The sequence below is a fragment of the Actinopolymorpha pittospori genome (genome assembly GCF_014873875.1).
GTDB lineage: Bacteria > Actinomycetota > Actinomycetes > Propionibacteriales > Actinopolymorphaceae > Actinopolymorpha > Actinopolymorpha pittospori.
Map to the genome: position 1 here is coordinate 7,690,467 of NZ_JADBEM010000001.1, position 14,365 is coordinate 7,704,831.

Here is a 14,365-nt window from a genome sequence, read left to right on the forward strand (position 1 = left end):
GGCAGCGGCCTGGTTCCGGCCAACGCGCCGGGTTACGCAGGTCCCATGGTCACGGGAGGGCACCGGCCGCCTACCCTCAGACCGTGCGATTCGGCGTGAGCGTGAAGGCGTGGCTGCGATCCCACCTCGACCTGATCGATGGTGTCGTCGCCGCCCTGCTGACCGTGGCCAGCGTCGCAGGCCTGGAGTACCGCGACTTCGCCGGCGCGGTGTTCCGCGTGCCGAACGTCTGGGGCGTCATCCTCGCCGTGCTGTCCACGGCGCCCCTCGCCGTACGTCGCCGCTATCCGGTGACCGTCTCGGTGGTCGCCATCGGGGCCTTCATGGCCCTCGGCTTCTTCGACTTCAGCAGCGTCCTCGGCTCGTTGACGACCATGATCCTGGTCTACACCGTGGGCGTGCACAGCACGGTCGTGCGTGGCCTGCTCGTCACGCTCGCCACTCTGGCCGGATCGCTGGCCTACCTCGCCGTCAAGCAGGACATGTTCTCCGCCGTCGACGTGCGCTTCGACGCCTGGGGCGCCGGCTCGCAGGTGGTCCTCATCCTCGGGCTCTGGAGCTTCGCTCGCACGGTCCGCGCCCGCCGGCTCTACGTCGGCGATCTGGAGGACCGGGCGGCGCGACTGGAACGCGCGGCATCCGCCGAGGTCCGCGCCGCCCTCGCGGAGGAGCGTGCCCGGATGGCCCGCGAGCTCCACGACGTGGTCGCCCACCACGTAAGTGTGATGACCGTCCAGGCCGCCGCCGCCCGACGGATGCTCCCTCGGGCGCCCGAACGCAGCGTCGAGGCCATGCAGGCTGTCGAGGAGACCGGGCGGGCCGCACTCGACGAAATGCGCCGCATCGTCGGAGCCCTACGCAGCGTCGACCAGAGCGACGCCCAGTCGGCCGGGCAACTCTCACCCCAGGCCGGTGTCGCCGAACTCGCCCCACTGCTCGACCGCGCCCGCGAAGCCGGCCTGGAGGTGGAACTCACCGTGGTCGGCGAACCACGGCCACTGCCCTCCAGCCTCGACCTGGCCATCTACCGGGTCGTCCAGGAGTCACTGACCAACACCCTCAAACACGCCGGCCCCACCCGAGCCGCCGTCCTCCTGCGCTACGAACCCGAGGCAGTCGTCGTCGGCGTCACCGACGACGGCAACCGGAAACGATCCATGATCACAACACGGACCGTCATCCCCGACCGGCTGGGCCACGGCCTGGTCGGCATGCGCGAACGCGTCACATTGAACGGAGGAACCCTGCGCACCGGATCACGAGCGGTGGGCGGGTTCGAGGTACTCGCAACCCTGCCACTGAACGGAGCCGTCACATGAGCTCGACACCAGAGGCGCCTACCGCCGCCTGCCCTGTCCGGGTCCTGCTCGTCGACGACCAACCTCTGTTGCGGACCGGCTTCCGGATGATTCTCGAGTCTGAGCCCGACATCGCGGTCGTCGGTGAGGCAGGAGATGGCGAGAAGGCCGTCGCCGAGGCGCGGATCCTGCAACCGGACGTGGTGCTGATGGACATCCGGATGCCGCGGATGGACGGTGTGGAGGCCACCCGCCTCATCACCGGTTCGGTCCGGGCCGGGGGCGTGAAGGTGCTCGTCCTCACCACCTTCGACCTCGACGAGTACATCGTGGAGGCGTTGCGCGCGGGCGCGTCCGGCTTCTTGTTGAAGGACGTCCCGCCCGATGACCTGGTGGACGCCATCCGCATCGTGGCCCGCGGCGACGCCGTGGTCGCGCCCACCGTGACCCGGCGGCTGCTCGACCGGTTCGCGACCGACCTGCCGTCCGCGACCCGGGAGTCGGCGCAGGACTTGCAGCGACTGACCGACCGCGAGCGGGAGGTGCTTCGCCTGATGTCGCGGGGCATGTCCAACGCCGAGATCGCCGCCGAACTCTTCGTCTCGGAGACGACGGTCAAGACCCACGTCGGCAACGTGCTGGCCAAGCTCGGGCTCCGCGACCGGGTCCAGGCGGTCGTCTTCGCCTACGAGAGTGGCCTGATCCGTCCGGGCACCCAATGAGCGCACAGAGCTAGTCTCCGGTTCGGCGAGGACCGACAGCCGGCGACTACGCCGCGCCGCCGGGCTGGTCGCCGCCGGGCTGGCCGCCGTCGGACCGCGGGGACGCGTGCATCGGTGGGTAGAGGTGGCAGGCAGCCTGGACGCCCCCGGCCGCGCGAAGCAGTGGGTCCGCACCTTCGTGGAAATCCACGACGACGCCGTCGCCTTCCACCTCGAGTCGCCGGACGCCACGCCACAAGGGCTCGTTCGGGTCGGCGTCGCGCAACCGCGTCAACAGGCCGTTGACGTCCTCCGGGCCGCTCCCCCGAGCGGGCCGCAGAACCACGGAGTGCGCCGGCGTGTCCAGGACGTCGAGGTTGCCGATCGTCGCCTGCTCACCCGCGTAGCTCTCCTCGTCCAGGTCGAGCCACCGCTGCTCCAGCAGTGCCCGCAGGTCGCGGGACTCCCAGCCGCAGGACTCGAAGGCGACCGGGCAGCGGGGGTGGAACGAACACCCTAACGGCGGAGCGGCCGCGTCGGGGATCTCGCCGCGCGGGAGGTCGCGCGGGACCGTCCGGCTCGGGTCCGGCTCGGGCACGGCCCGCAACAGCGCCTTGGTGTAGGGGTGCTTGGGATCGGCGAAGATCTCCTCGGTGGGCCCGATCTCCACGATCCGGCCGAGGTACATGATCGCCACCCGGTCGCAGAAGAACTTCGCGGTCGCGAGGTCGTGGGTGATGTAGACGTAGGTCAGGTCAAGCCGCTGCTTGAGCTTCAGCATGAGTTCGAGGATCTTGGCCCGGACACTCATGTCGAGCATGGAGATGGGCTCGTCGGCGATGAGGAGTTCGGGGCCGAGGATGATCGCCCGCGCCATCACCGCACGCTGCTTCTGGCCACCGGACAGGTCGCTCGGGTACTTCGTGAGGAACCGCTCCACCGGTGTGAGCCCGACCTGCTCGAGCGCCTCGACCACGCGGTCGTGGCGCTCGGCCCGACCGACGGCGAGTTTGTGGATCCGCAGGGGATCGCCAACCGCCGTCTCGATGTCCATCGACGGGTTGAGCGCCGCGCTCGGGTCCTGGAACACCATCTGCAGGGCGCGACGCAGCGGGCGCAGGCGGCGCTCGGACAGCTGGGCGAGATCCTGTCCTCGGTAACGGATCTCCCCCGCCGTCGGCCGGACGAGACCGAGCAGCGCGCGACCGAGCGTGGTCTTGCCGCTGCCCGACTCCCCCACCAGGCCGAGCACCTCGCCCTTGCGCAAGGAGAAGTTGACGCCATCGACCGCACGGACGACCTCGCCTCCGCCGCCGAACATCCGGCCCAGCGAGCTGCCCCGGAGGGCGAAGTGGACCTCCAGGTCAGCTACGTCGAGGAGGACCTCCCGTTCACCGGCGGGCCGCGGCGTCGTGGCCCGTTCGTCCTGGTCGGTCACCGGGGGTGCGACACCGACCGGTGCCTCCGGCGACTCAGGCTTCGTCGGCAACGCTGATCTCCTCCCGCACCAGGGGCTTGGTCCCGTCCTCGGTCAGCAGCTCGGTCGGACCGTGCAGCCAGCACGCGACGCGCGTGTGCTGCGGCGTACGGACCTCCACCGGGTCCTGGCGCGCGCACGCGACCATCGCGTCCGGACAACGCGGGTGGAACGTGCAGCCCGTCGGCGGCTCGACCAGGTCCGGCGGCGCACCCGGGATGTAGTGGAGGCCGGTCGTCTCCAGGGAGATCGTGGAGCGCAGCAACTCCCGGGTGTAGGGATGGCGGGGCTCGCGGAAGACCTCGCGGGCGTCGCCCTCCTCCGCGATGTGCCCGGCGTACATCACCGCCACCCGATCACACGCCTCGGCCACGATGCCGAGATTGTGGGTGATGAGCAGCAGTGCCGTGTCGAAGTTGCGCCGCAGGTCGGCCAGGATGCCGATGATCTGCGCCTCGACGAGAACGTCGAGCGCGGTGGTCGGCTCGTCGGCGACCACGAACGCCGGCCGCAGCACCAGCGCCAGCGCGATCATGATGCGCTGCCGCATGCCGCCGGAGAACTCGTGCGGGTAGGCACGGTAGCGGGTCGGCGGGATGCCCATCCGGCGCAGTGTGTCGATCGAACGCCGGCGGATCTCCACCTTGCCGAGCCTGGGTTCGTGCGTGCGCAGCGTCTCCTCGAAGTGCTCGGAGATCCGCATCAGCGGGTTGAGCCGGGTGAGTGGCTCCTGGAAGATCATGCCGAGTTCGGGGCCACGCAACCGTTCCAGGTCGCGCCTCCCCGCGGTGAGCAGGTCGCGGCCGTCGAAGAGGATCTCACCGTCGGACTTCGCGCCCGCCGGGAGCAGGCCGAGCACCCCACGGCCCAGCGTGGACTTGCCGCAGCCGGACTCGCCGACCAGGCCGAGCGTCTCGCCGGGCCGCAGTTCGAAGGAGACACCGTCGACCGCACGGACGGACCCGCGGTCGGTGCCGTACCAGACCCGCAGATCGCGCACGGACAGCACCGGTGCTGGCATGGACGTCATCGGCCACCCTCCTCGGCTGCCTTCGCGTCGGGACTTTCGTGCCGGTCGGGCGAGGAGCGGGACGGGTCGCGGGGCGGAAGCACGACCGGAAGCAGCCTCCGGACGCGCAACGTCGGGTTGAGCGTCTCGTTCAGCCCTTCGCCCATGAAGGTCAGGCCCATCACCAGCAGGACGATCGCGAGGCCGGGGAAGATGCTGGTCCACCAGATCCCCGAGGTGGCGTCGTCCATCGCGCGGTTGAGGTCGTAGCCCCACTCGGCCGCCTCGGTCGGCTGGATGCCGTAGCCGAGGAACCCCAACGCCGCGAGGGTACCGACCGCGTCGGCGGCGTTGAGGGTCGCGATCACCGGAACGCTCTGGACCACGTTGGTGAACAGGTAACGGGACATGATCGTGCGCGGCGGCGCGCCCAGCGCGCGGGCGGCCTCGACGTAGGTGGCCTCCTTCGCGCTGACCGTGCTGTTGCGGACCACCCGGAAGTACTGCGGTATGTAGACCGCAGTGATCGCGGCGGCCGCTGTCGTCACGCCGCCGCCGAGGGTGTCGGAGAGCAGGAACGCGACGACGATCGCCAACAGCAGATAGGGAAACGCGAACAGCGCGTCCATGATCAGCACCAGCAGCCGGTCGAGCCAACCACCCACGAACCCCGCGACGAGTCCGAGCACGACCCCGATGACGATGCTGAGAAGCAGGGACAGGACGACGACCTTGAGCTCCGTGCGCGCTCCCCACACCACCCGGGAGAAGACGTCGAAGGTCTGGACGTTGGTCCCGAACCAGTGCTCGCCGGAAGGCCCCGCCTGCTTGGGGAAACGCGCACCGTCCGCGCTCACCTGGTCGAAGGAGTACGGCGCGATCAGCGGGGCGAAGAGCGCGACGAGCGCGACGAGAAGGGTGAGCGCCGTCCCGACGACGAGCATCACCCGGGCGATCCCGGTCGACTGCCGGTAGGGCGTCGCGACGAGCGCCAGGAAGCGGATCGGCAGGGCTCGGCGTCTGCCGGAGGTCTTCAGCGGGCCGCCCGTCCGGACGGTGGGGGTGATCGCCATCAGTACCTCACCCTCGGGTCGATGGCCGCGTTGACAAGGTCGATGAGCAGGCTGATCCCGACCACCACCAGCGCGAAGATGGTCATGATCCCCTGCACCGCCACGTAGTCACGGGCGTTGATGTACTGCACCAGCTGCGATCCGAGGCCGGGCCAGCTGAACGTCGTCTCGGTGAGGATCGCGCCGCCGAGCGAGAGCGCCACCTGCAGACCGAGCACCGTGACGAAGGGCACCATCGCGTTGCGGAACGCGTGCGAGAAGACGACCCGGCGCTCCGCGATACCCCGCGCCCGCGCCGCCTCGACGTAGTCGTCGCGGAGCGTCTGCGCGACGTTGACGCGGATGAGCCGGATGAAGACCCCCGTCACGAGCAGACCGAGCGTGACGGCCGGCATGATCAGGTGTTCGACCCCGTCGACGAACGACTTCGTGTCACCGGCGATGAGGGCGTCGAGCAGGAAGATGTGGGTGACGGGCTCGACCGTCAACTGGGCGATGGGGCTGGCCTGCTGCCCGGACGGGAGCCAGCCGAGCGCCCCGGTGAAGACGGTGATCGCCACGACGCCGACGAAGAACACCGGAGCGGCGTAGGTGAGCACGCCGAACACCCGGATGGCGACGTCGAGCGCGGAGTCGCGGTACCGCGCGGCGAGCAGGCCGAGCGGCACGCCGAGCACCAACGCCACGAGGAGCGCGCCGACGGTGAGGCTCAGGGTCGCCGAACCGTTGACCAACAAGATGCTGGACAGGGATCGGTTGTCACTGAGCGTCGTCCCGAGGTCGCCCCGGACGACGTGGCTCAGGTAGTTCCAGTACTGCACGATGATCGGGTCGTCGTAACCGCCCGCCGCTCTGCGCCGGGCCAGCTCCGCCGCTGGGAGCCGGCCGCCGAGCGCCGCCGAGACAGGGTCACCGGGGGCCACCCGCAACAGCAGGAACACGAGCGTCAAGAGGACGAACACGTTGGGGATCACCAGCAACAGGCGTACGGCGACGTAGCGCCGCAACGAGCCTGACCGGCCAGCCATGCCGAGCCACCTTCCTGATCCGCGCGCGGGCGGGACCGCTCCGCGCGTCGCGTACGACGGCGAACCCTGGCACACGGAGGGTGCTTCGCGAAAGGGGCCCGCGTGCCGGACAGACCTGAGCGGGCTCCGCGATCGTCCCTGGCGTCGGGACGGTCGCGGAGCCCGTGCACGGGTCGGGGCGCTACTGCGCCTTGCTCGTGTCGACCAGCCAGAACCGGAAGGTGTAGAGCGGGTCGAAGGTGTCCTCGACACCGGTCACGCCGTCACGAACAGCGGCGATCATGCTGTCCTGCCACAGCGGGATCACCGGGACGTCGTCGGCGGCGATCGTCTGGATCTCCTCGAACGCCTTCTGCCGCTCGTCCTTGGTGGTGGCGGACTTCTCCTGCGTCAGGAGCTCGTCCATCTTCGGGTTGGAGTAGCCGTAGCCCTCACCGATGAAGTTGTTCTTGGCGTAGAAGGGTGAGAGGTAGTTGTCGGTGTCAGGGAAGTCGGGGTACCACCCGAGCTGCCAGCCGTCGTAGGCGCCGACGGCGTAGTCCTTCTTGTACTGCTCCCACGACGCCGACTTGAGCTCGATCTTGAACAGTCCGCCGTCCTCGAGCTGCCGCTTGATCTCGGCGAACATGTCGGCGGACGCCTCGCCGTAGTGGTCGGGGCTGTACCACAGCTGGGCGCTGATCGGGGTGGTCACACCGGCCTGCTGCACCAGGCTCTTCGCCTTGGTGAGGTCGGGCTGCTCACCGAAGACCGTCTTGAAGTTCTCGACGTGGCCGGGCAGGCCCTTGGGGACCATGGTGTAGAGCGGGCTCACCGTGTCGTTGTAGACCTGGCTCGCGATGGTCTTGCGGTCGAGCAGGGCGGCCGCCGCCTGGCGTACTTCCTTCTTGGCGAACGGGCCCTTCTGGGTGTTGAAGGCGACGTACTGGATGCCGGTCCCGTCACCCCTGACGACCTTGACCTTCTTGCTGGCGCCGTTGTCCTCGAGGTCCTTCAGCAGGGTCGGGGTGAGCGTGCGGTAGGCGACCTGCACCTCTCCACTCTCGACCGCGGCCTTCAGGCTCTTCTCGTCCTTGTAGATCTGAACGAGGACCTGGCCGTTGGCGAGCTTCTTGTCGCCGGTGTAGTTCTCGTTGGGGTCGAGGACGATCTGCTGCGACGGGTCGTACTTCGTCACCTTGTAGGGGCCGGACCCGATGATGTTCTTGTCGCTCATCGGTTGCAGCTTGTCGGCCGGGTACTTCTCGTCCGGCACGATCGAGGCGGCCGCGGTGGTGAGGCGGTAGGGCCAGGTCGCGTCGGCGAACTTCAGGTGGAAGACGGCGGTGAGTTCGTCCTTCGCCTCGGTGGAGTCGAGCTGGTCGGCGAAGATGCTGGACGGCCCGTTCGGATCGGCGATCTTGAGCATCCGGTCGAACGAGAACTTCACGTCCTTGCTGGTGAGCGCGCTGCCGTCGGAGAAGGTCAGGTCCTTCCGCAACGTACAGGTGTAGGTCTTGGGGTCGGTGAACTCACATGTCTGCGCGGCGTCCGGCTTGGGCTCGCTGCCGCCTGGCGGGATCGACAGCAGCGTCTGCGCGGAGTTGTAGAGGACTTCCCAACCAGGGTTGTCGTAGGAGCCTGCCGGGTCGACCGTGCCGAACGCGTCGGTGGTCCCGAACACGAGAGGCGCCTTGCCGGCGTCCTGGTCGCCGCCGCTCTGGCCGGCATCGTCGGTCTGTCCGCCACACGCTGCGAGAGCAAGGGCCAACGTGCCGCCTGCCGCGAGCGCCAGAACCTTCCGGCTGGTGCTTGGTCGCATGTTCCACCTCAGTCGTCTGGGGAAGGCCGGTTGCGGCCCGTCCCGCACGATAGCCATCCGTGACCGGCTACGGAACGTCAGAACGCCCCGGTTGGCGTCGCGATTGCACAACAAATCGTGGAAACGCCCGAATGTACGGCGCCAGTCCTCCATGCGACGCCTCGGTTCGGCCGTTCTGACCGCATTTCTGACGGCGCGCACGCGGTGAGTCGCGTACGGTCAGCACGTCGCGGCACGACGTGACGGCGCCTTCCCGCGGGCGCGAAGGTGAGCGCGAACGCGAAGGCGGCGGGCCAGATGTCGGCCCGCCGCCCGTGCCCTCGATCAGCCGGCCGTGGGATCAGCCGGCCGAGACGACCCGGTCCAGCGCCGGGGGCGCCAGCGGGCTGTGCCGGGTGAGGTAACCGCGGAACGCCTCGTAGTCCCGGGTGCCGCGCACGGCGTCGGCGAAGCCGGCGAACGCCGTCGTACCGTCGCCCGCGATCAGCGTGTAGGCGAGCGCGGCGAGCCGGTAGGTGCGGGTCGGCTCCAGCGGCTGCCCGTCGATGAGGACGTCGGCCGGGTCGACGCGGTCGCCGACCGGCCTGCCGGCGTCGTAGGAGTAGTGGACGTTCTGGGAGACGCCGAACGGCGCGAAGCGGACCGAGCCGTCGGCCTGCGTACGCCACTGGTCCTCCAGCGCCTGGTGGATCTGGGCGCCGGTGACGCTGACCGTGAGGACCGGGTTCGCGTAGCCGTACGCTGCCCAGGCCTCGCCGAACAGGACCCGACCCGGCGCGTCCGCCGGGTTCGACCCGGGCGCGTAGGGCAGGTCGCCCCGCAGCGAGTTGGAGCCGGAGTGCGGCTTCGTCACGACGAGGGCGAGATCGGCCCGGCCCGCACCGGCGTTGGTCCGCTGGGAGTCCTCGTACGTCGCGTCCGCGATGGCGTTGCCGAGCGTGCTCTGGCCGGTGGGGTCGGCGACCCGGGTGAGGTCGCCGGTGATCTCGGCCACCGGGCGGGCCGCGGTCTCCCCGCCCCGCCGCTGCCAGTAGTCGACCAGGGCGGCCGCGTCCGGGTCGGGCGGCACGTCGCGGGTGACCGGGTGGACGACGGAATCCGTGTCGTCGCGGATCACGTCCCTCGTACGCCGATCCAGCCGCAGGTTGGTCTCGCTGATCAGCTTCCCGTGGAAGCCCGCCTCGACCACCGGGCGCGGGTTGCCGGCCGGGTCGTCGATCGTGCAGTTGAAGAGTGCGTGCCAGTGCCCGGTGATGATGACGTCGATGTCCGGGGTCGCCTGCCGCGCGAAGTCGACGACCGGGCCGGTCGGGTTGGAGCACCCGTTGAACTGGCCGCCCGCGGACCCGCCCTCGTGGACGTTGGCGACGATGGCGCGGACGCCCCTGCGCTTGAGTTCGGCGGCGTACCGGTTGGCGGTCTCGACCAGGGGCCGGTTGTCCAGGTCGGGCTGGTAGGACGTCGAGCCCGCGACGGTGGTCTCGGTGGTGAGGCTGATGAAGCCGATCGGGATCGAACCACCGCGACCGTCACTCACCCGCTTGATGACGTACGGCTCGAAGATCGGCGTCCGCGAGCCCTTCTCGGTGATGTTGGCGGAGGTGTAGGTGAAGTCCGATCCGTGGAAGCGCTTGCCCGTCGAGTCGGTGAAGCAGCTGTCCAGGTCGACCTCGCCGAAGCACTTCCCCTTCGCCATGTGGTCCTTCACGAAGCTCGGGGAGATGTCGAGTTCGTGGTTGCCGATCGCGCTGAACTCCACGCCGATCTGGTTGAAGAACTCCACCGTGGGTTCGTCGGCGTGGTAGGCCACCTCGGTGGGCCAGCCGCTGAACGCGTCGCCGGTGCTGAAGAGGATCGAGTTGCGGTGACCGGCGGCGAGTTGCTTCAGGTGGGTCGCGAGGTACGGCGCGCCGCCGACCACCAGGCTGGAGCCGTCGGGCAGCGGGACGGTGCCGTTGCTGGCGTCGTTCTGCGGGGTGATGTAGCCGTGGAAGTCGGTGATGTCGAGCAGTTGGACGTCGACGGGCGGCAGCGGTTGGGCCTGCACGGCGGGCGCCGAGAGGCCCACGGACAGCGCGGCCACACCGAGTGCTACACCGGCGGTGGCAACACGAAGCCTTGAGGTTGTCGCCAAGGCGTTCACTCCTTCGGGTGCTGACGGGACGTCAAAGGGTCACGTGCACGGATGACGAGACATGATCACCCGGATGAGGGGTGGTTGAACGTGCCAACACCGGACGTAGTCGAGGACAGCGGAGCGCGAAGGCGGGCCGAGCGACGTCGCCGAGCGCGGCCAGCCTCGGACGGGACCCGCGCAGGAACGACCTGAGGAGGCGCGGACCGCCCTCGTCAGGCGTTGAAGTACTTCGCGTCCGGGTGGTGGACGACGATGGCGTCGGTGGACTGCTCGGGATGCAGCTGGAACTCCTCCGACAGGGTGACCCCGATCCGGTCCGGCCGCAGCAGGTCGACGATCTTGGCGCGGTCCTCGAGGTCGGGGCAGGCGCCGTAGCCGAGGGAGAAGCGCGCGCCGCGGTAGCCGAGCTTGTGGATCATGTCCTGTACGTCGTCGTCCCGGTCATCACCACCGAAGCCGAGCTCCGCCCGGATCCGGGCGTGCCAGTACTCCGCGAGTGCCTCCGCCAACTGGACCGACAGGCCGTGCAGCTCGAGGTATTCGCGGTAGTGGTTGCCGGCGAACAGCTGCGCGGTCTCCTCGCCGATGCGGGAGCCGATCGTGACGACCGTGAAGCCCACGACGTCGGTCTCACCCGACTCCTCCGGCCGGAAGAAGTCGGCGAGGCAGAGGTGGCGGTCACGTCGCTGGCGGGGGAACGTGAAGCGGCAGCGCTCCGTCCCGGCGCCGTCGAGGACCACCAGGTCGTCGCCCTTCGCCACGCACGGGTAGTAGCCGTAGACCACCGCGGCCTCGAGAAGCCCGTCGGTCTGGACGCGCTCGAGCAGGGCACGCAGCCGCGGCCGCCCCTCGGTCTCCACGAGCTCGTCGTAGGACTGGCCGTCGCTTCCTCTGCCCGGCTTGAGTCCCCACTGGCCGAGGAAGAGCGCCCGCTCGTCGAGCATCGAGGAGTAGTCGGCGAGCTGGATGCCCTTCACCACCCGGTCGCCCCAGAACGGGGGCACCGGGACAGGGTTGTCGAAGGGGACGTCGGAGCGGCTCGGCATCTCCTCCGGTGGCGTCTCGCGCACCTTGACGTTGCTGACCCGCCGCTTGCGCAGCGCGGGAAGTTCTGCGCCGGGCACGCCGCGCTTGACGTTCATGACGGCGTCCATCAGCCGCAGCCCCTCGAAGGCGTCCCGGGCGTAGCGGACCTCTCCGTCGTAGATCTCGGCGAGATCCTGTTCGACGTAGGTGCGGGTCAACGCGGCGCCGCCAAGCAGTACCGGCCACTCCCCCGCCTTCCCGCGGGTGTTGATCTCCTGGAGGTTCTCCTTCATGATCACGGTGCTCTTGACGAGCAGACCAGACATGCCGATCGCGTCGGCGCGGTGCTGCTCGGCGGCCTCCAGAATGAGGTTGACCGGCTGCTTGATGCCGAGGTTGACGACGTTGTAGCCGTTGTTGGACAAGATGATGTCGACGAGGTTCTTGCCGATGTCGTGCACGTCGCCCTTGACGGTGGCGAGCACGATCGTGCCCCTGCCGTCGTCGTCGGTCTTTTCCATGTGGGGTTCGAGGAACGCGACCGCGGTCTTCATCACCTCGGCCGACTGGAGCACGAACGGCAGCTGCATCTCGCCGCTGCCGAAGAGTTCGCCGACCACCTTCATGCCTGCGAGCAGTTCGTCGTTGACGATCTCCAGTGCCGGGCGCCCGCCATCAAGCGCTTCTTGCAGGTCGGCCTCGAGCCCGTTGGCCTCGCCGTCGATGATCCGGCGGCGCAGCCGCTCGTCGAGTGGCAGGGCGGCGAGTTCCTCCGCGCGGCTCGCCCGGGTGTCGGACGTCTTCACGTCGGCGAACATCTCCAGCAGCCGCTGCAGGGGGTCGTAACCCTGCCGGCGCCGGTCGTGGACGAGGTCGAGGGCCACCTCACGCTGCTCGTCGGGGATACGGGAGACGGGCAGGATCTTGCTGGCGTGAACGATCGCGGAGTCCAGGCCCGCCTTGACGCACTCGTGCAGGAACACGGAGTTGAGTACCTGCCGGGCGGCGGGGTTGAGCCCGAAGGAGATGTTGGACAGGCCGAGCACGGTCTGCACGTCGGGGTGCGCCGCCTTGAGCCGCCGGATCGCCTCGATCGTCTCGATGCCGTCCCGACGACTGTCCTCCTGCCCGGTGGCGAGGGTGAAGGTCAGGCAGTCGATCAGGATGTCGGACTCCGCCATGCCCCACTCCCCTGTGAGGGTGGAGATCAGGCGTTCGGCGATGGCGAGCTTGTGGTCGGCGGTGCGGGCCTGGCCCTCCTCGTCGATGGTCAGGGCGACGACGGCGGCGCCGTACTCGCGCACCAGCGGCATGATCGCGGCGAACCTGCTCTCGGGTCCCTCGCCGTCCTCGAAGTTGACGGAGTTGATCACGCAGCGGCCGCCCAGCGCCTCGAGTCCGGCCCGCAGCACCGGCGGCTCGGTGGAGTCGAGCATGATCGGCAGCGTGGACGCCGTGGCGAGCCTGGACGCGATCTCCCGCATGTCGGCCACACCGTCGCGGCCGACGTAGTCGACGCACAGGTCGAGGATGTGCGACCCGTCCCTGATCTGGGCCCGGGCGATGTCGACGCAGTCGTCCCAGCGCCCTGCGATCATCGCCTCGCGGAACGCCTTGCTGCCGTTGGCGTTGGTGCGTTCGCCGATCGCGAGATAGGACGTGTCCTGCCGGAACGGCACGTGCTGGTAGAGGCTCGCGGCGCCCGGTTCCGGGCGCGGCCGGCGAGGCGTGACCTCCCGCCCACGTACCCGCTCGACGACCTGACGCAGATGCTCGGGCGTGGTGCCACAGCAGCCGCCGACCAGGGACAGGCCGTACTCCCCGGTGAAGCTGTCGTGGGCGTCGGCCAACTCGGCCGGCGTGAGCGGGTAGGACGCGCCGTCGGAGGTGAGCTCAGGGAGCCCGGCGTTGGGCATGCACGACAGGGGGACGCGGGCGTGCCGGGCGAGGTAGCGGAGGTGCTCACTCATCTCCGCCGGGCCGGTCGCGCAGTTGAGGCCGATCACGTCGATGCCGAGGGGTTCGAGCGCGGTGAGCGCGGCCCCGATCTCCGAGCCGAGCAACATCGCGCCCGTGGCCTCCACCGTCACCGACGCGATGATCGCAACATCGACACCGAGCGCGGCCATGGCTCGCTTGGCGCCCAGGATGGCGGCCTTGGCCTGCAGCAGGTCCTGGGCGGTCTCGACGATCAACGCGTCGACGCCGCCCTCGATCAGGCCGGCGGCGTTCTGCTCGTAGGCGTCGCGCACCACGGTGTAGGGCACGTGGCCCAGGGTCGGCAGCTTGGTGCCCGGCCCCATCGACCCCAACACCCAGCGGGGGTGGGCGGCGCTGGAGTGACCGTCGGCGACCTCACGGGCCAGCCGGGCGCTCACGAGGGAGATCTCGTGGACGCGGTCCGCGATGCCGTACTCGCTGAGAGCGGTGAAGTTGGCGCCGAACGTGTTGGTCTCGACGCAGTCGACACCGACCGCGAAGTATGCGTCGTGCACCGAGCTCACGATGTCGGGCCTGGTCAGGCTGAGGATCTCGTTGCAGCCCTCGTGCCCCTCGAAGTCGTCGAGGGTCGGGTCCTTGGCCTGGAGCATCGTGCCCATCGCACCGTCCGCCACGAGCACGCGCTCCCGGAGCGCCCGACGGAATGCGGCGGCAGTGCGAGTCACGATAGGCGCTCCTGTGTCCGATGACGGAAGCATTCAGCGTACTCAGGCGTTCCAACCACCGGACCGGGTTCTTGCGCACCGAGATCACGGCCACTGGCACCTACGGCACGTCGCGGGCGGCGTGGGGTACCAGGCACGTAGGCTAGCGG

General features: G+C 69.4%; 9 protein-coding genes. 2 read left to right on the forward strand and 7 right to left on the reverse strand.

Going from position 1 to position 14,365, the window contains the following annotated elements:
- Window positions 1-83: 83 nt before the first annotated feature.
- Both HEB94_RS53860 and HEB94_RS35880 read left to right on the forward strand, forming a co-directional pair.
- Window positions 84-1,319, forward strand: coding sequence for a histidine kinase (locus HEB94_RS53860; RefSeq protein WP_192753955.1), 1,236 nt, complete (start codon window positions 84-86; stop codon window positions 1,317-1,319).
- A complete protein-coding gene (locus HEB94_RS35880; RefSeq protein WP_192753956.1) occupies window positions 1,316-2,020 on the forward strand; it encodes a response regulator in 705 nt (234 codons plus the stop codon). The genes HEB94_RS53860 and HEB94_RS35880 overlap by 4 nt, the downstream gene beginning before the upstream one ends.
- Window positions 2,021-2,066: 46 nt before the next feature.
- On the opposite strand, the gene HEB94_RS35885 is transcribed toward HEB94_RS35880, so the two are convergent.
- The 7 genes from HEB94_RS35885 to metH all read right to left on the reverse strand — a co-directional run bounded on the left by HEB94_RS35885 (window position 2,067) and on the right by metH (window position 14,216).
- On the reverse strand, window positions 2,067-3,488 hold the full coding sequence (locus tag HEB94_RS35885) for an ABC transporter ATP-binding protein (RefSeq protein WP_238361723.1): 1,422 nt from the start codon (window positions 3,486-3,488) through the stop codon (window positions 2,067-2,069).
- Entirely contained in the window at window positions 3,472-4,506 is a 1,035-nt protein-coding gene (locus HEB94_RS35890; protein ID WP_192753957.1) for an ABC transporter ATP-binding protein, read from the reverse strand. Before HEB94_RS35890 ends, HEB94_RS35885 begins: the two co-directional genes overlap by 17 nt.
- Window positions 4,503-5,558: an ABC transporter permease gene (locus HEB94_RS35895; protein ID WP_192753958.1), complete on the reverse strand. Its 1,056-nt coding sequence runs from the start codon at window positions 5,556-5,558 to the stop codon at window positions 4,503-4,505. Before HEB94_RS35895 ends, HEB94_RS35890 begins: the two co-directional genes overlap by 4 nt.
- The gene (locus tag HEB94_RS35900) at window positions 5,558-6,586 is read right to left on the reverse strand and encodes an ABC transporter permease (RefSeq protein WP_192753959.1); all 1,029 of its coding nucleotides are present in this window, start codon (window positions 6,584-6,586) and stop codon (window positions 5,558-5,560) included. Before HEB94_RS35900 ends, HEB94_RS35895 begins: the two co-directional genes overlap by 1 nt.
- A 181-nt stretch (window positions 6,587-6,767) precedes the next feature.
- The gene (locus tag HEB94_RS35905; protein WP_192753960.1) at window positions 6,768-8,387 is read right to left on the reverse strand and encodes an ABC transporter substrate-binding protein; all 1,620 of its coding nucleotides are present in this window, start codon (window positions 8,385-8,387) and stop codon (window positions 6,768-6,770) included.
- Window positions 8,388-8,727: 340 nt separating this feature from the next.
- Entirely contained in the window at window positions 8,728-10,521 is a 1,794-nt protein-coding gene (locus tag HEB94_RS35910; protein ID WP_192753961.1) for a bifunctional metallophosphatase/5'-nucleotidase, read from the reverse strand.
- A gap of 215 nt (window positions 10,522-10,736) precedes the next feature.
- Window positions 10,737-14,216 carry a methionine synthase gene (metH, locus tag HEB94_RS35915; RefSeq protein ID WP_337918143.1) on the reverse strand — a complete coding sequence of 1,160 codons (3,480 nt, stop codon included), beginning with the start codon at window positions 14,214-14,216 and terminating at the stop codon, window positions 10,737-10,739.
- Between the last annotated feature and the right edge of the window lie 149 nt (window positions 14,217-14,365).